The sequence below is a fragment of the Streptomyces sp. CNS606 genome, from assembly GCF_000426325.1.
Window position 1 is genome coordinate 152,152 of record NZ_AUFD01000012.1, and the last position, 19,371, is coordinate 171,522.

The 19,371-nt window shown below is 74.8% G+C and carries 12 protein-coding genes and 1 tRNA gene; 5 read left to right on the forward strand and 8 right to left on the reverse strand.

Translation table 11 applies throughout. The features are described from left to right. The first annotated feature begins 10 nt into the window (after positions 1 to 10). The 4 genes from K304_RS0110275 to K304_RS0110290 are packed head-to-tail and all read left to right on the forward strand — an operon-like array spanning position 11 to position 7,677. Entirely contained in the window at positions 11 to 415 is a 405-nt protein-coding gene (locus K304_RS0110275) for a globin (RefSeq protein WP_027763679.1), read from the forward strand. Between the two features lie 50 nt (positions 416 to 465). Next, entirely contained in the window at positions 466 to 3,873 is a 3,408-nt protein-coding gene (locus K304_RS0110280) for an ABC transporter permease (protein WP_027763680.1), read from the forward strand. 4 nt (positions 3,874 to 3,877) lie between these two features. Continuing rightward, entirely contained in the window at positions 3,878 to 6,670 is a 2,793-nt protein-coding gene (locus tag K304_RS28300; protein ID WP_037789857.1) for an FtsX-like permease family protein, read from the forward strand. Beyond that, entirely contained in the window at positions 6,667 to 7,677 is a 1,011-nt protein-coding gene (locus tag K304_RS0110290; protein WP_051308221.1) for an ATP-binding cassette domain-containing protein, read from the forward strand. The genes K304_RS28300 and K304_RS0110290 overlap by 4 nt, the downstream gene beginning before the upstream one ends. A 19-nt stretch (positions 7,678 to 7,696) precedes the next feature. Here K304_RS0110290 and K304_RS0110295 read toward each other — a convergent pair whose 3' ends face one another. The 7 genes from K304_RS0110295 to K304_RS0110325 form a co-directional block, all read right to left on the reverse strand. Further along, positions 7,697 to 8,374, reverse strand: a complete 678-nt coding sequence (locus K304_RS0110295) for a DUF8010 domain-containing protein (RefSeq protein ID WP_027763682.1) — start codon at positions 8,372 to 8,374, stop codon at positions 7,697 to 7,699. Next, positions 8,337 to 8,771 carry an acyl-CoA thioesterase gene (locus K304_RS0110300; RefSeq protein ID WP_027763683.1) on the reverse strand — a complete coding sequence of 145 codons (435 nt, stop codon included), beginning with the start codon at positions 8,769 to 8,771 and terminating at the stop codon, positions 8,337 to 8,339. The genes K304_RS0110295 and K304_RS0110300 overlap by 38 nt, the downstream gene beginning before the upstream one ends. 30 nt (positions 8,772 to 8,801) lie before the next feature. Further along, positions 8,802 to 10,466, reverse strand: a complete 1,665-nt coding sequence (gene ettA, locus K304_RS0110305) for an energy-dependent translational throttle protein EttA (protein WP_027763684.1) — start codon at positions 10,464 to 10,466, stop codon at positions 8,802 to 8,804. Between the two features lie 245 nt (positions 10,467 to 10,711). Then, positions 10,712 to 12,127, reverse strand: coding sequence for a Cys-Gln thioester bond-forming surface protein (locus K304_RS0110310; RefSeq protein WP_027763685.1), 1,416 nt, complete (start codon positions 12,125 to 12,127; stop codon positions 10,712 to 10,714). A 190-nt stretch (positions 12,128 to 12,317) separates the two neighbouring features. After that, positions 12,318 to 12,770: a single-stranded DNA-binding protein gene (locus tag K304_RS28305; RefSeq protein ID WP_051308223.1), complete on the reverse strand. Its 453-nt coding sequence runs from the start codon at positions 12,768 to 12,770 to the stop codon at positions 12,318 to 12,320. Positions 12,771 to 12,961: 191 nt separating this feature from the next. Then, positions 12,962 to 15,073, reverse strand: a complete 2,112-nt coding sequence (locus tag K304_RS28310; protein WP_486591621.1) for a GTPase — start codon at positions 15,071 to 15,073, stop codon at positions 12,962 to 12,964. A gap of 501 nt (positions 15,074 to 15,574) precedes the next feature. After that, positions 15,575 to 17,263 (reverse strand): dynamin family protein, encoded by a 1,689-nt coding sequence (locus K304_RS0110325; protein WP_027763686.1) that lies wholly within the window; start codon positions 17,261 to 17,263, stop codon positions 15,575 to 15,577. Positions 17,264 to 17,593: 330 nt separating this feature from the next. On the opposite strand from K304_RS0110325, the gene K304_RS0110330 reads away from it, so the two are divergent. Beyond that, a tRNA-Arg gene (locus K304_RS0110330) sits at positions 17,594 to 17,666 on the forward strand. A 1,071-nt stretch (positions 17,667 to 18,737) separates the two neighbouring features. On the opposite strand, the gene K304_RS0110335 is transcribed toward K304_RS0110330, so the two are convergent. Then, a complete protein-coding gene (locus K304_RS0110335; protein WP_027763687.1) occupies positions 18,738 to 19,352 on the reverse strand; it encodes a dihydrofolate reductase family protein in 615 nt (204 codons plus the stop codon). Between the last annotated feature and the right edge of the window lie 19 nt (positions 19,353 to 19,371).

The window sequence follows — 19,371 nt, forward strand, 5'->3', positions numbered from 1 at the left end:
CCATGGGGGCGTGATGGAGATCCCGCGCGGCAGTGTGCAGAGCCAGACCTTCTACGAGCAGGTCGGCGGCGAGGAGACGTTCCGGCGGCTCGTCCACCGCTTCTACCAGGGCGTCGCCGAGGACCCGCTGCTCCGGCCGATGTACCCGGAGGAGGACCTCGGCCCGGCCGAGGAGCGGCTGGCGCTGTTCCTCATGCAGTACTGGGGCGGCCCGCGGACCTACAGCGACAACCGCGGCCACCCGCGCCTGCGGATGCGGCACGCCCCGTTCACCGTGAACCGGGCCGCGCACGACGCGTGGCTGCGGCACATGCGCGACGCCGTGGACAGCCTCGACCTCGCTCCCGAGCACGAACGGCAGCTGTGGGACTACCTCGTGTACGCCGCAGCGTCTATGGTCAACTCTGCGGACTAGGTCCTGTCCGGGCATCGCCCGGGCGGGCGGGGGCCAACGGGGGGCGGTAAGTGCCGGGGTTGATGCTCGCCCGTCTGCGCGCGCACCTGCTGCTGCCCGCCGCGGCCGCGCTCACCGTGCTGCTGACCGCCTCGGTGCTCGCCGCCCTGACCGCCTTCGGCGCGACCCTCGGCGACAGCGGCCTGCGGCACCGGCTGGAGCGTCAGGCCGCGGACGACGCGGTGATCGACGTGCACGTCGCCGTCACCGCCGGGGGGCGGGCCGACGCGGACGCCTCGGTGCGGTCCGCTCTGCGCCGGGCCTACGGTGGGCTGCCCACCGAGGTCGTCTCGGCCACCCGGTCCGGTTCGTACGCGCTGCCCCGGCCGGACGACGCGCCGCCCGCGCGCGAGGAGAACCCGGACCTGACCCTCTTCACCTCGCTGGACCGCGAACGGGTCCGGATGACCGACGGCGTATGGCCCTCCGGCGCCGGACGCCCGGGCCCCGGAGGCACGTTCCGCGTACCGGTGGCCGTGCCCGCGCTCGCCGCGGAACGCCTCGGCCTGGAGCCCGGCGACGCGCTGCGGGTGGCGAGCCGGCTGGACGGCCCGCCGCCGGTGAGCGCCGAGATCACCGGCGTCTACGTGCCGAAGGACCGCTCCGACCCGTACTGGCGGCTGGATCCGCTGGGCGGGGAGGCCGTCCGCACCCTCTCCTACACCACGTACGGACCGCTCGCCGTCTCCGACGCCGCCTTCGGCGCGGAGCGGCTGACGCCCGACGCGACCCACTGGCAGGCGGACGCCGACTTCTCCGCCCTCACCGCGGACCGGCTCGACGCGCTGCGCACACGGGTCGCCGCGACGGCCGCCGAGTTCGACGCGGCCTCCGGCGTGGACGGTGCCGTGGCGACCAGCGATCTGCCGCAGGTGCTCACCGGTCTCCAGCGCGGCCTGCTCGTCAGCCGCTCGACGCTGCTGGTCGCCGGGCTCCAACTGGCCGCCCTGGCCGGGCTGACGCTGCTGCTGGTGACCCGGCTGCTGGCCGCCGACCGGCGGGAGGAGACGACGCTGCTGCGCGCCCGGGGCGGTTCGCGGGGGCGGGTCGCGGCCGGTGCGCTGCTCGAAGGACTGCTGGTGGCGCTGCCCGGTCTGGTGCTGGGGCCGCTCCTGGCCGGGCCGTTGGCCCGTGCGCTCGCCGCCGGGAGCGGCAGCGGGCCCGCCGGGTTCGGGGACGCGCTGCGCCTGCCCGGCACGGTCTGGTGGGTGTCCGCGGCGGTGGCGCTGGGGTGCGCGCTGACCGCGGCAGCCCCCGGCTTCCTGGGCTCGGCCGACGTGCACCTCGCCTCCCGGCGTCCCAGGGCCGCCGCGCTGCTGCGGGGCGGTGCCGACGTCGCCCTGCTGGTGGTGGCCGGCGTGGCGCTCTGGCAACTCGCCCGCCGCTCGGCCGGCGCCGGCGTCCTCGCCGGCGCCGGTCCGGACGGAGGACCGGCCACGACCGGCGGAGGCGCGGTGGCCGGGAGTTCGGCCGCCGCGGGCATCGACCCGGTGCTCGTCACGGCCCCGGCACTGGCTCTGGTCGCCGTGACCGTTCCCGCGCTGCGCGCTCTGCCGCTCGTCGTCCGGCTCGGCGAGAGAGCCGCCGCCCGGGGGCGCGGACTGACCGCGGCCCTCGCCGGCTGGCAGCTCGGACGGCGGCCGGCCCGCAGCGCCGGGCCGGCGCTGCTGCTGGTCCTGGCCGTGGCCATGGGGGTGTTCGCGGTGGGGCAGGGAGCGAGCTGGGACCGCTCGCAGGCCGACCAGGCCGCCTTCCGGGTCGGCGCCGACGTCTCCGTCTCCGGGCCGGGCACCCCGGCCTTCGGCCAGGGCGGGCTGTTCGACGACGTGGACGGCATCGCCGCGGTGGCTCCGGTGAACCGGACGATGTTCGGGGTGGGCGGAGACCTGGACGCCGAGATCGTCGCCACCGACGCATCCGAAGCCGGCCGGCTGCTGAACCTGCGCGGAGACCTCGCCGACCGGCCGCCGGAGTCCCTGGCGGCCCTGCTCGACGGGCCCGGGCGGAGGAGCGGCGGCGTCGAACTGCCCGCCGACGCCACCGCACTCCGCCTTGACCTGCGGCTGCGCGCGCAGGGGCCCGAACCGGTCGACGCCACCGTCGCGTTGACCGTGGAGGACCGTTTCGGGGTGCCGTACCGCTTCCGCGTCGGCGACCTCCCGGCCGACGGGGAGACGCACACCCTGACCGCCGCGTTCGACGAGGCGGCCGGCGACCGCGGTGTGCCCGCCGGTCCGCTGCGGCTCACCGGGCTGAGGGCGGCGCACGTCGCACCCACACGGTCCGGCGAACAGCGCCTGACGGTCCAGGAGTTGCGCGCGGAGACCCCCGGCGGCACCCGTGCGGTCGAAGCTGCGGGCGGCGGGTGGTCGGCCCGGGCGACAGCCGGGGACACCGGGGAACGCCTCGGCGTCCCGATGCCCGACCGGCCTCAGCTGCGCTCGGTGCGGACGGGCGACGACGCGGGCGGCGACACGGTGACCGTCGCCTACACCACCGGTGCCGCCGAGGAACCGCCGTCCTTCACGTACCCGGCGGTGCCCGTCGACGTCGTGCTGACGCTCCAGGGGGCTGCGCCGCCGAAGGGGCCGCTGCGCGCGGTCGCCACGGACGCGTTCCTGCGCGCCGCCGGAGCCGAGGTGGGCGACGAGGTACTGGTCCAGATCTCCCAGCAGGACGTCCCGGTCCGGGTCACCGGTGCCCTGCGCGCCCTCCCCACGACGGGAGCCGGCGGCGGAACGGCGAGCGCCGCGGGCGGAGACGCGGCCGGTGAGGGGGGCGGGGACGGAGGTGCGTTGCTGGTCGACCTCGCGGCGCTCGACGCACGGCTGCTGGCAGCCGGCGCAGCCCCGCTGGAGCCGGAGGGCTGGTGGGTGGACGCGGCTCCCGGCGCGAGCCCGCGGATCGCGGACGCGCTGCGCGCGCACACGCCGTTCGACGCGGTCGACACCCGCGAGGAGCTGACCGAGCGGCTGCGGGACGATCCGCTGGGTTCCGGTCCGCGTGCCGCACTCACCGGCATCGCCGTCGCCGCCGCGCTGCTGGCCGCGACCGGCTTCGCCGTGAGCACCGCCGCCACGGCACGCGAGCGGCGCGACGAGTTCGCGGTGCTCCGGGCCCTCGGCGCTCCCCGGTCGCGTCTCGCGCGGGCGCTGGCGGCGGAGCAGGGAGTGCTGGTGCTTCTATCGCTGACGGTCGGTGTGGTGCTGGGGGTCGTGGTGACGCGGCTGGTCGTCCCGCTGATCGTGCTGACGGAGCGCGCGACCACCCCGGTACCACCGCTCCTGGTACGGATTCCGCCGGAACAGGTCGCGCTGCTCGTCGGCGCGCTCGTCCTCGGCTGCCTGCTGGTGATCGCCGTGAGCGCGGCGCGTGGCGCGGAACCGGCCCGGGCACTCCGCGCGGAGAGGGGCGACTGAGCGCATGTACCTTCCCTCCCGCCTCCGGTCGGCCCCGCTGTCGGTGCTCGCCTTCGCGGTGCTCTGCTTCGTCACGACGTGCGTGACCGCGGTCCTGCCGCGCGCCGTCGACGCCTACGGGGACGCCGCGCTGCGCGAGGTGCTGGCCGACGCACCCGCCGGAGCGACGCTGTTGAGCGGCACGCTGCCGGTCCAGCCCGGGGTGGACTCCGACGGCGAACTCGTCGCGCCCGCGCTGCGTCCGGAACGTGTCGACGCGGTCGGAGGCGTCTTCGCCCGGGCCGCCGCACGCACCCTGCCCGTGGGCACGGGGCCCGCCGTGGCAGGCGTCCGCAACCCCGTGCCCGTTCCGGTGGGCGACCCGGACCTGCCCCGGCTCACCGAGAGCCGACCGCCCGAACTGACGCTGACCGCCCCGCGCGCCCTGGCCGAGCACAGCCGTCCGGCCGGGGGCGAACTCCCCGGCCCCGAGGTCCGTGTCGAGCTGCCCGGGAGGTCCGGAAACGACGTCCGCGGCGGCTCCCAGCGCGTCGAAGCCGCGGTGACCGCACGCACCGCGCACCGGATGGGTCTCGAGCCGGGCGACTCCGTCGCCTTCGGCACGCCGACCACCCCCGGGGAGCCGGACTTCCGCACCGTGCTGACGATCACCGGCGTCGTCGAACCCCGCGACCCGGACCATCTGTTCTGGACGGCGGACCCGGTGACGGCGCAGCCCCGCCGGGCGTCCGCGGCGTCGGGGGCGCCCGGCAACCCTCCGGACCGCTTCTGGCGGTTCGGCGCCTTCGTCCACCGGGACGCGGCGAAGGCGCTGCTCGGCAGCGAGAGCGGCGCCGAGGCGTACTGGCACTTCTCCCTGGACACCGACGACCTGCACGCCGCTCGGGTCCCGGAACTGGCCGACGGGCTGACGTCGCTCACGCGCGGCCCGGAGGCCACCACCCTGGCCCGCGAGGCCGGTGCGCCCGTGACGGTCGACGAGAGCCTGGGCACGCTGCTCGGCGGGTTCGCACGCGACCGGTCGGCCGTCGCCCCGCTGCTGGCCATGGCGGCAGCCGGCGTGCTCACCACGGCACTCGTCGTGCTCCTGCTGTGGAGCGTGCTCGCCACCGAACAACGCCGCGACGAGCTGGTCCTGCTGCGCGCCCGCGGCGGTTCGCTGCGCGGCCTGGTCCGCTGGTCGCTGGCGGAGACCGCCGCCTGCGGACTCCCCGCCGCCGTCGCCGGATACGGGGCGGCGGTGTGGCTCGTCCCCGACGCCCGGACGGCCGCTTCGCTGCTCGCGGCCGCCACGACGGCCGCCGTGGCGCTGCTCGCGACGCCGCTCAGCACGGCCTGGCTGCACCGGCGGCCTCTCGGCGCGGCCTCCGAAGGCGACCGCACCGGTCGCGGGCGGGGGCGCCTGGTCGCCGAGGCGACCGTGCTGACCCTCACCACCGGCGCGGTGGTGGCCCTGCGGCAGCGCGGTGTGGACGAGGGGGCGACCGGCACGGACCCGTTCACCGCCGCCGCGCCCGTACTGCTCGCGCTCACGGCGGCGTTGCTGCTGCTGCGCTGCTGCCCCCGGGTGCTGCGGCTGCTGTCGCGGGCCGCCGCCCGCCGTCCGGGCGCGGTCGGCTTCCTCGGGCTCGCCCGTGCCGGGCGGCCCGCCTCCGCCGTGGTGGCGGGGTTGCCGCTGCTCGGTCTGCTTTCCGCGCTCACCATGGCGTCCTTCGGCGGCACCGTGCTCGCCGGCGTGGCCGACGCCCGGGACCGGGCGGCGCTCGCCACGGTCGGCGCGGACGCGCGCATCGCCTCGCCCGGCGCGCTGGCGCCAGAGCTGGCCGAACGGGTACGGGAAGCCGACGGCGTGCGGGACGTCAGCCCCGTCCGCACCTACGAGAACGCCTCCCTCCTGTCGGGCCTGGAACAACCGACGCTGGTCATCGTCGACCCCGCCTCGTACGCCCGGCTGGCCGCGCGCACCGGCCTCGGCGCCTACCCCGCCGGCGCTCTCGACGACGACGGCGGGACCGGCGACGGAACGGTTCCGGCACTGGTGTCCGCGGAGGTGAACGCCGAACGGGTGGGCGGGCCCATGCGGCTCGTGGCCCCCGGCCTCCGGGTCTCCGTCCGGCCGGAGGTGGTGCGGGAGGCGACGCCCGCCGCGCCGCAGGGGTCCTTCGTGGTCGTCTCCCGGAAAGCGCTGGAGAAGGCCCAGCCGGACCTGGCCGGCTCCGCCCTGGCCGAGCCCGACACGCTGCTGGTCGACACGGAGGACGGCGGCGCGGCCGGTACCGAGGCGCTGCGCGCACTGACCGAACGGGCCGATGCCGCACTGTCGTTGAACCTCGCCGCGGAGGAACGCGCGGCCTACGGCGGCTCCGCACTGCGCTCCGGCGCCGAACGCCTCTACCGCGCAGCGGTGCTGGTCGCCGCGGTGCTGAGCGCGGTGGCCGTACTGCTGTCCCTGACGCAGTCCGCACCGGAACGGGCGGCGCTCCTCGCCCGGTTGCGGGCGCTGGGCATGCCGCGCCGGCAGGGCAGCCGGCTGGTGCTGGTGGAGGCGCTCCCGCTGTACGTGCTGACGGCGGCCGCCGGAGTGCTGCTCGCGCTGGTCTCCGTGCCGCTGCTGCGCCCCGGCATCGACCTCGTCGCGCTCGCCGGCACCCCGGAGGGCACGCCCGCGCCTCTCTCCACGGCCGTCCTGCCCCTGCTTCTGCCCGCCCTCTGCCTGCTGCTCCTCACCGTGCTCGCGCTCCTGGCCCAGGGGCGCGTCGCCGCGCGGAGGACCGACGCCCGCCTGGAGTCGACATGAGCACCGAGCACGACGCGTCCCGCGCCGGCGGCCGGACCGCCGCGGAGTCTCCCTCGCTGGAGGAGCTGGAGCGACGGGCGACCGCGACCGGCCCTGCGTACGGCGAGGACGCGCTGATCGTCTGCGACCGCCTGGTGCGGGTGTTCCAGGCGGACGGCGTCGAGGTCCAGGCGCTGCAGGGCCTGGACCTGCTCGTCCGTCCCGGCGAACTGACGGCGCTCGTGGGGGCGTCCGGCAGCGGAAAGTCCACGCTGCTGAACATCCTCGCTGGCCTGGACACCCCGACCGCGGGCCGGGCGACGGTCGCGGGATGCGATCTGCTCGGCATGGACGCCCGCGCGCGGCTGCGCTACCGGCGCGACACCGTCGGCTTCGTCTGGCAGCGGACCTCGCGCAACCTGCTGCCCTATCTGACCGCCGAACAGAACGTGCTGCTGCCGATGCGGTTGCGCGGCGGCGGACCACGCGGCCGGCGGGCGCGGGCGACGCGCACCGCGCGGTCGCACGAGCTGCTGGACCTCCTCGGCGTGGCGGATCGCGCGGCGCTGCGTCCGGCGCAGCTCTCCGGCGGCGAGCAGCAGCGGGTGGCGATCGCGGTGGCGCTGGCCAACGGCCCGTCGGTGGTGTTCGCGGACGAGCCGACCGGCGAACTCGACTCCGCGACCGCCGCGCAGGTCTTCGCCGCGCTGCGCCGGGCGAACGAGGAGCTGGGCACCACCGTGGTCGTCGTCACCCACGACCGTGCCGTGTCCTCGGAGGTGAACCGCACGGTCTCCATCCGCGACGGACGCACCAGCACGGAGACGCTGCGGCACACCCGCACCGGGGAGGACGGTGCGGCCTCGACGGTGACGCGCGAGTACACCACGATCGACCGGGCGGGACGGCTCCAGCTCCCGCAGGAGTTCACGGAACCGCTGGCGATCCGTGACCGCGTCCTGCTCGAGCTCCGGCCCGACCACATCGAGATCCGCCCCGACGCGCCGGGCCCCGGGGAGACCGGCTGAGGCCACCGGGGCGGGTGCCTCAGACAGGGGTGACGGTGAGGCCGGTGCCGGGCCGGGGGACGGCCGCGCCGCTGCGGGCGATCACGGAACCGTAGGCCGTCCGCAGGCGCAGCCACGGGCCCGTGTCGTAGAGCCCCAGGGGCTCGCCGCCGCGGAGGAAGCCGAGGGCGTGCGCGGCGTGCACCGCGCGCAGCGGCAGCGCGGTGCCGGTCAGCGGCCGGTTCCAGATCTCCTCTGCGAGCGCGTCCACCCGGTCGCGGGTGCGCTCGGACTCCGGCAGCCGCTCGGTGCGCTGCCGGAACTCCGCGACCACGCCCGCCGCCCGGTCGCGGACGCCGGACGCCGGGAGGTCCGCGACGCGGCGCCAGCCGCCGCGCGGCGGCAGCAGGCCGGCCCAGGACGGGCCGGTGACCTCGCCGGGGAGGGTGACCGTCTCGGCCGTCTCGTCGATCCCCTCCAGGAGTTCGCCCGCGGAGACGGTGACGTCCGTCTCCGCCCGCTCCAGCAGCCGCGCGGTGAGCACGGCGAACACCTCGAAGCGGGCAGGGCGGGCGAAGACGCCCAGCACGCCCCCGCCGGCCTGGAGGCGCACCGCGGCCGCCTTCTCCCAGCGCAGCAGACGCCCCAGGAAAGCGGCCAGCGCGGCCGCCTCCCCGGGGTCAGCGAAGACCAGGCGCGGCGGGACCGGCACTGTCATCGAAGTACTCCTCCAGGAAGGACTTCTCCTCGGACGACAGGCGGCGCGGCCGCTCCCGTTCGAGGTCGTACGGGACCACGACCGTGCTCGCACGGACGAAGACCGTCGTGTCGTCCTTGATCTCGTACGCGAGGGTGGCCGACGCGGCGCCGACCTTGGTCACCCAGGTCTCGACCGTCACCGGCTCGTGCCGGTGGACGAGCGGACGCAAGTAGTCGATCTCGTGCCGGGCGACGACCGAGCCGCCGGTGAACGCGCCGGAGTCGGCCTTCCGCGCCAGCCGGAACATGAAGTCGATCCGCGCCTCCTCCAGATAGCGGAGGAAGACGACGTTGTTGACGTGCCCGAAGGCGTCCATGTCCGACCAGCGCAGAGTGCACGCGAAGGTGTGCCGCACGGTGTGATCTTCTCCCGAACTCCCGCGGCCTCAGCCGCGGGTGAGCTTCTTGTACGTCGCGCGATGCGGGCGGGCGGCGTCCGGGCCCAGCCGCTCGATCTTGTTCTTCTCGTACGACTCGAAGTTGCCCTCGAACCAGAACCACCGGCTCTCGCCCTCGTAGGCGAGGATGTGGGTGGCGATGCGGTCCAGGAACCAGCGGTCGTGGGAGACGACCACGGCGCAGCCCGGGAAGTCGAGCAGCGCGTTCTCCAGGGAGGACAGCGTCTCCACGTCGAGGTCGTTGGTCGGCTCGTCGAGGAGCAGCAGGTTGCCGCCCTGCTTGAGGGTGAGCGCGAGGTTGAGGCGGTTGCGCTCACCGCCGGAGAGCACGCCGGCCGGCTTCTGCTGGTCCGGGCCCTTGAAGCCGAACGCGGACACGTAGGCCCGGGACGGCATCTCGACCTGGCCGACGTTGATGTAGTCCAGCTCGTCGGAGACGACGGCCCACAGCGTCTTCTTCGGGTCGATGTTGGCGCGCGACTGGTCGACGTAGGAGATCTTGACCGTGTCGCCGACCTTGATCTTGCCGGAGTCCGGCTCCTCCAGGCCCTGGATCATCTTGAACAGGGTGGTCTTGCCGGCGCCGTTCGGGCCGATGACGCCGACGATGCCGTTGCGCGGGAGGGTGAAGGACAGGTCGTCGATGAGGACCTTGTCACCGAACGCCTTGCTGAGGTTCTCCACCTCGACGACCACGTTGCCCAGGCGCGGGCCCGGCGGGATCTGGATCTCCTCGAAGTCCAGCTTCCGGGTCTTCTCGGCCTCGGCGGCCATCTCCTCGTAACGGGTCAGGCGGGCCTTGGACTTGGCCTGCCGCCCCTTGGCGTTGGAGCGGACCCACTCCAGCTCCTCCTTGAGGCGCTTGGAACGCTTGGCGTCCTTCTGGCCCTCGACCTTGAGGCGTGCCTGCTTCTTCTCCAGGTAGGTGGAGTAGTTGCCCTCGTAACCGACGGCGCGACCGCGGTCGAGCTCCATGATCCACTCGGCCACGTTGTCCAGGAAGTACCGGTCGTGGGTGATGGCGATGACGGTGCCCGGGTACTTGGCGAGGTGCTGCTCCAGCCACTGCACGGACTCGGCGTCCAGGTGGTTGGTGGGCTCGTCGAGCAGCAGCAGGTCGGGCTGCTCCAGCAGCAGCTTGCACAGCGCGACGCGGCGCTTCTCACCGCCGGAGAGGTTGGTGACGGGCCAGTCGCCGGCCGGGCAGCCGAGGGCGTCCATGGCCTGCTCCAGCTGCGCGTCCAGGTCCCACGCGCCTGCGTGGTCCAGGTCCTCCTGGAGCTTGCCCATCTCCTCCATCAGCGCGTCGGAGTAGTCGGTCGCCATCTGCTCGGCGATCTCGTTGAAGCGGTCGAGCTTGCCCTTGATGGCGGCGACGCCGTCCTCGACGTTCTCCAGCACGGTCTTGGACTCGTCCAGCGGCGGCTCCTGGAGGAGGATGCCGACGCTGTAGCCCGGCGAGAGGAACGCGTCACCGTTGGAAGGCTGCTCGAGGCCCGCCATGATCTTCAGCACGGTGGACTTGCCGGCGCCGTTGGGGCCGACGACGCCGATCTTCGCCCCCGGCAGGAAGCTCAGGGTGACGTCGTCGAGGATCACCTTGTCGCCGTGCGCCTTGCGCGCCTTGCGCATGGTGTAGATGAACTCAGCCAAGAGAAACCGTCCGCCAGTGTGGAGTGTCGTGCGGCTCGCGCCGCGCAGGTCTGGGCGCGCGGCGAGGGCGCCGCGCCCGCGAAGTGCCGGGCGCGGCAGAGCCGCGCGTAAGGCATACGCACCCCATCTTGCCGCACAAGGGCGTGTACACCGAAACGGGGCGGCCCACCAGGGGCCGCCCCGTCGCTTTCGGTCACCTGTCGGTCACGCCGTGGCGGGATCCGGCAGGTGGGCCGGGAGGGTGTTCAGTCCTCGCTGCCGGAGCCGGCCGCGGACGGCTTGCGCTTGCGGACGAGCAGCATTGCGACGCCGCCGACGACGACCAGCGCCACGGCCACGCCGATGATCAGCGGGGTGTTGCTGTTGCTGCCGGTGGCGGCCAGGTCGGTGCCGCCCTCGTCGGCCGTGTCGCCGACGGGGGTGTCGTCGCCGGTCTGCGGGGTGGTGCCCTCGTCACCGCCGGTGGTGTCGGTCTCGCAGTCCAGCACGCCGGTGAAGTTCTTCTCGAACCCGTCGGGGCCGGTGATGGTGATGTCGTAGGCCTGGTCCTCCTGCACGGGGACCGTGATGGTCTGCGAAGCGCCCGCGGCGATCTCGTGGCTCTCGCCGGCCAGGGAGAAGGCGAACGGCTTGTCGCCCTCGTTGGCCACGGTGACGTCCACGCCGCCCTCGGCGCAGTTCTTCTCCGCGGTCACGGCCGGGATCGGGCCGGCGTCGGCCCAGCGGGCGGTGGCGGTCGCGGTCACCGTGGACTCGCTGGAGCCGGCGAGGATCTGGGTCTGGCTCTTGACGCCGACGCTGGTGAAGGCGCGGCCGACCGGCACGGGGGTACGGGCCTGCACCGACACCGACGCCTCACCGGGCTCGGTGCCCGCGGGGACGTCGAAGTACAGCTCGCTGCCGTCGGCGGCCGAGGTCACGGGCTTGCCGCTTCCGTCGACGACCTTCACGTCGCCGGCGGTCACACCCGCGGGGGTGCTGATGGAGACGGCCTGGGCGTTGGTGTCGACGGTGACCGGGCCGAGGCGGTCGCCGGCCTTGCCGGAGACGGCGGCCGGCGTCAGGTGCAGCGACGCCTTCGGCTCGGGGACGTTCTGGGCGGCCTTCTCCAGGTAGTCGGCGAGCTGCTCGGCCGCCGGGTCCTTGGCGGTGACGTCCGCGTCGTCGGAGAAGCGCCAGATCGCGACCTGCGTGCCGGCGGCGGCGGTCTCGTTCGTCAGGGCGCCGGCGACGCCGGCGGCCTGGCCGAGCTTGGCGAGGTCGTTGACCTGCGGGTAGGAGTTCTGCAGGATCCAGAGGATCTTGCCCGCGTCGGCGTTGTCGTTGAGCGACGACGCGTCCCAGCCGACCTCCTTGTAGCGGGACTTGCTGACGGTCGGGTTGGCGATGTCGATGCAGTAGGTCTGCAGCGCGCCGCCGCCGTCGACGGTCATCTCGAAGAGACCGGCACCGATCTCCTTCTTCTCCCCGTCCGGCTCGACGAGCAGGGCCTGGCTGTACGTCTTGAGGCCGTCGAGGGTGGCGGAGGCGCCGCCCGGCTGCGCCGCGTTCTCGTCTGCGGCGGCGGTGCCCGCACCGGTCAGCGCACCGGCCGCTATCAGGCCGGGAGCCAGGACGGCGGCGGCGAGACGGGAGACGACCCGTCTGCGAACAGAAGTCATGCTCTTCCCCTCTGGGCGAGACAGCCGGGACGTCGGGCAGTTGACGTGCGTCTCGCCGAACAAAGCTCCGAACCCCCGTGAGTACCCGAGGGATCGTAAGGAGACGGGCGCATCACCGTCCCCGGGAACCCCACCGCTCAAGCGTTCCGAATCGGAATCGTTATCGAGGGAACCCGGCGTAACAGGACGTTCACCGCAGACCGAACTCCGGGGCCGGCGCGCCGGTTGGGCCCGGCGCGACCTGTGGCGTCCCGGCCTCGGGCGGTCCGCCTCCGGCCCGAGCCGGGGAGACGCGCCGGAAGGCGGCGGTGCCGCGGTTGAGGTCGTGTCCGATGGAGGATGCCAGCAGGTCGGCGGTGACGTAGCGGCGCCCCTCCTTCTCCTCCTCCCTGACGCGCAACCGGCCCTGCACGATGACCGGTTCGCCGAGGGTCACCGAAGCGGCCACGTTGGTGGCCAGGGTGCGCCACGCCCAGACGGTGAAGAAGCTGGTCCAGGCGTCCTCCCACGCCTCGCGGGCGCGGTCGAACCGTCGGACCGTGCCGGCCAGCCGGAACCGCACGGCCGGCTCACCGGAGCGGGTGGTGCGGTGATCCAGCTCCGTGGCCACGTTTCCGGCCACCGTCACCTGCGGCTCGTTCATGCGCGACGCCTCCCTGCGGGACTTCCGGGCTCGTTCCCGGTCGTCCCACCGTGCCCGGCCCCGGGGGATCCTGCTCGCGGCTGTGGATGAACCAGGGGGTGTGGACAACCCGGTCCCCCTCAGGCACCCCCGGAGCCCCAGCGGCCCGCCGGGTCACTCCGGCCCGGGCCACGCCGCTCCGGGCGCACGGGTCACGCCGGGCCGGTGTCTCCCGCGGCCACCACGTACTGCTCCCGCACCTCGCGGTAGCGCATCAGCTCCGCCGCCACCGGCTCCAGCACGCGTGTCCGCCCGCAGCCGGCGGAGAGCTGCCGCAGCCGGCGTTCCTCCTCCTGCCCGAACGCGCGCGCGGGCCCACGGGCGGCGGCACGGCAGGCGGCCGCGAGTCCCGGCGCCGCGACGGCACCGCCCAGCACCAGGACGACCGGTGGCCACAGGGCGCCCCGGTACCCGCCGAAGACCGCGCCGACCAGCAGGAAGACCCCAACCACCTGAAGCGCCAGCAGCAGCCCCTGCCCGAGCATCGCGACCGTCCACCACGGCGGCCGCTCCAGGCGCGGAAGCCCGTGCGGCCGCTGTGCACCACGCGCCGGCCCGCGGTCGGACGGGGATGCGTCGCCCGGCGGAGCGAGGGCCTCCCCGATCAGCGCGTCCAGCGCCGCGGGCAGTCCTTCCGCGCCCCGCCAGGCGGCGTCCCGCACGGTCCGCCGCCACGCGTCGGGCAGGCCGACGGCCGCCTGTTCTGCGACCCGGCGCACTGCCTGGGTGAGCACGGGCCGGGCGGCCCGGTGCCGTTCCGGCACCGCGCCGCGCGGCGCGGGCTCCGGCTGCCCGGGGGTGGTCTCCGTGCTGCCGGACGACACGCGGCGACGGGCATCGCGCGCACGCACCAGCTGCGACCACGGGGTGCCGCAGGACCGTTCGGCGTGCCGCAGCCAGGCCCGTTCCGCGGCCTGCCCGGCCGCACGGGCGCCGACGGCCGAGGCGAGCAGGTCCTCGAACTCCTCACGGTCCGCCTCGGTCAGCCCGGTCGGCGCGGGCAGGGCCGGGTCGGCGTACACCCGGCGCAGCCGCTCCGCGGCCCCGTCCAGGTCTGCGGTCAGGCGACGGGCTGGAGCCTCCCGGGTCGCGGCGAACGCGCCCAGTTCCTCGCGCAGTTCGTGCAGCCCCGCTCCGGTGAGCGCCGAGGTGGCCAGGACCCGCGCGCCCGGCTCGCCGTAGTCGCCGAGCGCCATGCCGTCCTCGTCCAGCAGACGTCGCAGGTCGTGCAGCACGGCGTCCGCGGCCTCGCCCGGCAGCCGGTCGACCTGGTTGAGGACGACGAAGGTGACCTCCGCGTAGCCCGCGAGCGGCCGCAGGTAGCGCTCGTGCAGCAGTGCGTCCGCGTACTTCTCCGGGTCGACCACCCACACCACCGCATCGACCAGTTCCAGCAGCCGGTCGACGTGTTCGCGGTGGCCGGCGGCGACGGAGTCGTGGTCGGGCAGGTCGATCAGCACCAGGCCGTGCAGCGAGGGGTCCTTCACCCGCCGGCGCAGGCCGGGGGCGACGCCGAGCCGGTCGAGCAACCCGTCGGCGCCGCCCTCGCGTTCGGCCTCCCAGGTGCAGGCGACGGGCTGGGCCGTCGTCGGGCGGCGCAGCCCGGTCTCCGAGAGGGTGCGGCCGGACAGGGCGTTGAGGAGCGAGGACTTGCCACTGCCGGTCGCGCCCGCGATGGCGACCGTGGTGTAGGCGGCGGACAGTTGGGACCGTGCACCCGCCTCGTCGAGCACCCTGCCGGCCTCGGCCAGCACCCTGCCCTCCAGCCGGGTCCGGGACAGGCCGATCAGCTCCCGCAACGCCCCCAGGCGGCGGCGCAGGGCACCGCCGACCGCTCCCCCGCCGATGCCGTCGGGGGACGGCAGCCCCCCGATCCCGGTCGGCCTGGCTCCCCCTCCCCACGCGGCGCCCTCCCGGGTCTCGGGAGCCACGTCCCCGGGAGCCACGTCCTCGGGGGCCACGTCCTCGGGAGGGGGCGGCTCGTCCGGGGGCGGCGTCCCGGGGGCGGAGGGTCCGGACGGCGCGGCGGCACCGTGCGCGCGCCCACCGTGCCCGTGCTCGGCCTCGCGGGCGTCGTACTCGCAGGCCGGGCCGTCCGCGGACTCCCCCGCGCCCTGCGGGAGGGATTCCGGTGCGCGACGGGCGATCAGTCCGTCGTTCCAGCCGTGGCGCGGCGGCACCGACGGCCGGGGCGGCACGTGCGGCCTGGGAGGCGCGGCGGGTCTCGGCGGCGTGCGCGGCGCGGCCCCGGGCGCGCCGTCCACGCCGTCTGCTCCGTCTGCTCTGTTCACAGCCGGCCGGGGACCGGTCTCCGGCGCGCCCGCCGCCGGAGTCTCCTCCCCCTCGGCCCGGAAGACCTGCGCCGGTGCCTCGGCTCCGTCCTCCGCCACGTCGGGCCACGCGTGCGCCGACGGTTCGTCAGCCGAGCTGCCCGGCCCGGAAGGCGGCACGGCAGGCGCCTGCGCCGGAGTGGCGGACGCGCGTGTTTCCGGCCGATCGTCCGTCCCGCTCCGTTCCGGGGCGGGACGACCGGGTGACAGGAATTCGGGCCACACCGGGCCGCCGGCCTCGCGCACCCTCCGGGACCGTTCGCGGCGCGTTCCGTCCGTCGCTCCGCGCACCGCGTCCGGCGCGTCCGGTCCGCCCCGTCCGTGCGCCCCTTCCGGCTCGGACCCTCCTGGCGCCCCGTTCGCCCCGGACTCCGTTCCGCCCTCGTGCCTCCCCGCAGCCGTCACCACGTCACCTCTCCCTGTCGCTCGTCGCGGCTACGACGTCCGCCGCGCCGCCTCGGCCCTGCGCAGCACGGAGAACGCCGCGATCAGCTCCACCTGCGGGTCCGGCGTGGCACCCAGCGCGTCCAGCGGCCGCAGCCACTGCTCGCGTTCGGCGCAGAGCACCCGCTCCACGCACGTGCCGAGGATGCGTCCGGCCCGCTCGCGCAGCCGTGCGGCACTCTCCGTGCCGAGCAGGCGCCGCAGTTCCTCCTCCGCGTCGGCTGCCGCGTCCGCACCGCCGAGCAGGGCGACGGCCAGCCGTGCGGCGGTCTCCTCCGCGTCGGTCTGCGAGGCGCCCTCGGAGCCGCGCACGGCCTCGTCGGCCAGTTCCTCCAGGCAGCGTCTCCAGCGACGGGCCAGCAGGCCGATCCGCCCGCGTGCCTCCTCGTCGGCGGCGTCCTCCCCGGCCGCGGCGGTCCCCGTACGCCTTTCGGGGGCGCCGGGTTCACCGCGCCAGGCTGCGGCGATCCGCTCGTCCGCCGCGGCGGCGGCGCCGGCGAGCAGGGCGGTCAGGCCCTCGGTGAACGCGTCCAGCACCTCGTCGCCACCGGAGTCCAGCGGGAAGCCCCGCCACCGGGCCGCCGCGTCCCCGGCGAGAAGACCTCCGGCGACGGTCAGTTGCCGGACGCGGGCCGCCGCCTCCTCGAACGCCTCGTCCACATGGCGGCCGAGCCGCAGCGCCGTCGCGTGCTGTGCCGCGGCGGCGCCGGCGAGGGCGCCCACCCGGGACCGCAGCGAGGCGAGTACCCCGGCCGTCGTACGGGCCGCCGCGCGGCTGCGGGCGTGCGGGTCGCGGACGCACTGCGCCAGCCAGTCGCGCAGGCCGGCGACCGCGGTGGTCGGCAGCAGGCCGGAGCCGCCCGCCGATTCGGGGAGTTCGGGAACGGTGAAGCGCCGTACGCCGCCCAGCCCTTCGCGGGCGAGCATGGCGGCGTAGCGCTGGGAGACCTCGTCGGCGATCTGGTGCGGGACCCGGTCGAGCACGGTGGCGAGCACCACGTCGTACTCCCGCGCGGAGCGCAGCAGGTGCCACGGCACCGCGTCCCCGTACCGCGCGGCCGTCGTCACCAGCACCCACACGTCCGCCGCGCAGAGCAGACGGGCCGCCAGATCCCGGTTGCGCACGACGAGGGAGTCGATGTCGGGAGCGTCCAGCAGGGCGAGCCCGACGGGTACGCCGGGGTCGGTCTCGATCCGCACCTCGAGCTGGGCGTCCTCCGGTCCGGCGGACAGTCCGTCGAGCCGGGTGGCGCCCGGACCCTCCGGCAGCCCGTCCGGGCCGTCCTCCGTGTCGGCGAGGCTCTCCTGACGGGGCATCCAGGCCCGCCCCAGACCGGGCAGGACCCGCTCCCCGGCGAACCAGTGCTCGTCGTGCGGGTGACAGACCAGCACCGGCGTGCGCGTGGTGGGTCTCAGCACCCCGGCCTCGCTGACACGGCGCCCCACCAGCGAGTTGACCAGGGTGGACTTCCCCGCTCCGGTCGAACCTCCGACCACGGCGAGCAACGGGGCCTCGGGGGCGCGCAGCCGCGGCACCAGGTAGTCGTCGAGCTGGGCCAGCAGCTCGGACCGGGACCGCCGGGCCCGTTCCACGCCCGGGAGGGGCAGCGGAAAGCGTACGGCGGCGACGCGCTCCCGCAGCGCGGTGAGCGCGTCGAGCAGTTCGGGCTGTACCTCCAAGATCGCCACAGGGGAAGAATGACCGATTTTGAGAGCTTTTTGAAGCGTTTCCGCTCCTCATCCCCCGAAATCATCCCGCAACCACCCCGCGACCGCTCCCATCGGCCCAGTCGGCCCCCGCGCGGCACACGGAGCCATAACGACTGCGCAACACCCCACGAACGAGCCGCCGAAAATGCTGCGGAGATCGCCGCAGCCTGCGAGTATCGGGACCGCTTCACCGAACCTTTACAACCCGTCGCGGACGTGAAGCAGCGAGGGTGCGTCGGCCCCTATCCTTGACCGAGCCATGGTCAACCGGGGGGTGAGTACCCGCCCGCGACCCCACAGGCCCCCGTAGCTCAGCGGATAGAGCAGGCGCCTTCTAAGCGCTTGGCCGCAGGTTCGAGTCCTGCCGGGGGCGCAACGTTTTCGCAGGTCATAGACCACTCTTGACCCGCCGCAAGATCGATTGCGGCGGGTTTTTCGTTGCCCTTCGCGCCCCTTCTGCCCTGATTTTTGAGCCCTCTCACGAGTCTCTGTCCCCCATACGCCCCCCAACCGGATCTCGACGTCCGCCACAAGGTGGGATCATCCACCTAAAACACCTGTTCAGAAGACCCCTGACAGTACGTTGGCTTTGTGGGGCCGGCAGAGGCGCACCGGCGACGTCCCTCCCCACAGCACGCGCCCGCCCCGCACCCACCGCTCCCCTCCCGACGACCAGGCGGACTCTCGTCGGACTCGGCATCGCCGGCGGCCTCGTTCCCAGCCCCTCCGCACTCGTCGTCCTCCTCGGCGCAGTCACCCTGGGCCGCACGCCCTTCGGAGTCCTCCTCGTCCTCGGGTACGGCGCGGGAAGGGCCGCCACCCTCACCTCGCCGGCCTCCTCCTGGTCCGGGTCCGCGACCGCCCCTCCCTTTCGGCGAATCGCCGTCGGCAACGGCAGACCAGAGCCTTCCGCCTGCTGTCCCGGCTCGGCCCCGTGCTGACCTCCGCGCTGATCCTCGCCGTCGGCGTCGGACTCACCGCACGTGCCCTGACCGCCCCATGACCACGCGTGACCGACGCAGCCGCCGACGACCACCGACGTGGACGCGCCACCACTTCTGCCGTCTCGCCGGCGCGGTTCACTGTCTGATGCTCATTCCGCGCTGTCACCCGGGCACCGGACGTTGCGGCGGCACTGGGCCCATGTGGTGACACCTGTCATCAGCCGCTTTACAACGCCGTTACAGATTGCGCCCGTCCCTTCACCGCTGGAACAGTGATCGTCGCAGGCCGGCGCTGCCGATGACCGTGGCCTGCGCGGTGACCCGTCGACTGCGCCTCCGGCGGGCACCGTCCCTGCTCCCGCCCCGTGTGAAGGCTCTGCCCGCGGGCGGGACGGCGTCCCGGCTCTGGGGAGGTGTCCTGGACGCCAACACCCGCGCCCCCGCCCGCACCCCCTGCGGGCGGGGGCGCCTTCGCGCGTCCGGGGTCGGGTGCGGCCTCGTCACAGGACGTCGTAGGTCAGGTGAGTCGCGGTCGATGTCGAGGTCGCGCTTCGCTGCACCAGCGTGCGCGGCGCTCCGCCGGTGAACAGTGGCGTCCCGGCACCCAGCAGGACCGGCGCGAGGTGCAGGGTCAACGCGTCGACCAGTCCGGCTCCGAGCGCCGAGCCGATCGTGGCGCCGCCGCCCATGAGGAAGACGTCGAGATCCCTGCCGGTGCGCGAGGACGCCTCCTCGGCGCGTTCGCGCGCGGCGTCGACGGCATCGGGCAGACCGGTGGTGGCGAACGTCCAGTCGAGGTCGGTGAGCCGCACCGACTCCGGCGGCGCGTTCGTCACGACGACGAACGCGGGCTTGCCGACCTCGCCGGCGCCGTAGCCGGACGTGTCGTCCCAGCCGTTCGGCGCGTCGACCACGTCGAAGAGCCGGCGCCCGAGGACGACGGCGCCGGAGCGGGCGGTCGCCTCGCGCAGAAGGCGGCGGTCCTCGGGGTCGTCGGAGAACGCCCAGGTGTGCAGGGCTTCGCCGCCGGCGCCGAGACCGTTGTCGGGACCGGGGTCGGGGCCGGTCACGAAGCCGTCGAGGGAGACCGAGATGTCAGCGATGATGCGTGTCATACCGGTGCAGACCCGATCC

Coding starts and splice junctions, on each gene's coding strand:
- K304_RS28300 (WP_037789857.1), top strand. CDS start 3,878: ATGTACCTTCCCTCCCGCCTCCGGTCGGCCCCGCTGTCGGTGCTCGCC.
- K304_RS0110290 (WP_051308221.1), top strand. CDS start 6,667: ATGAGCACCGAGCACGACGCGTCCCGCGCCGGCGGCCGGACCGCCGCG.
- K304_RS0110295 (WP_027763682.1), bottom strand. CDS start 8,374: ATGACAGTGCCGGTCCCGCCGCGCCTGGTCTTCGCTGACCCCGGGGAG.
- K304_RS0110310 (WP_027763685.1), bottom strand. CDS start 12,127: ATGACTTCTGTTCGCAGACGGGTCGTCTCCCGTCTCGCCGCCGCCGTC.
- K304_RS28305 (WP_051308223.1), bottom strand. CDS start 12,770: ATGAACGAGCCGCAGGTGACGGTGGCCGGAAACGTGGCCACGGAGCTG.
- K304_RS0110335 (WP_027763687.1), bottom strand. CDS start 19,352: ATGACACGCATCATCGCTGACATCTCGGTCTCCCTCGACGGCTTCGTG.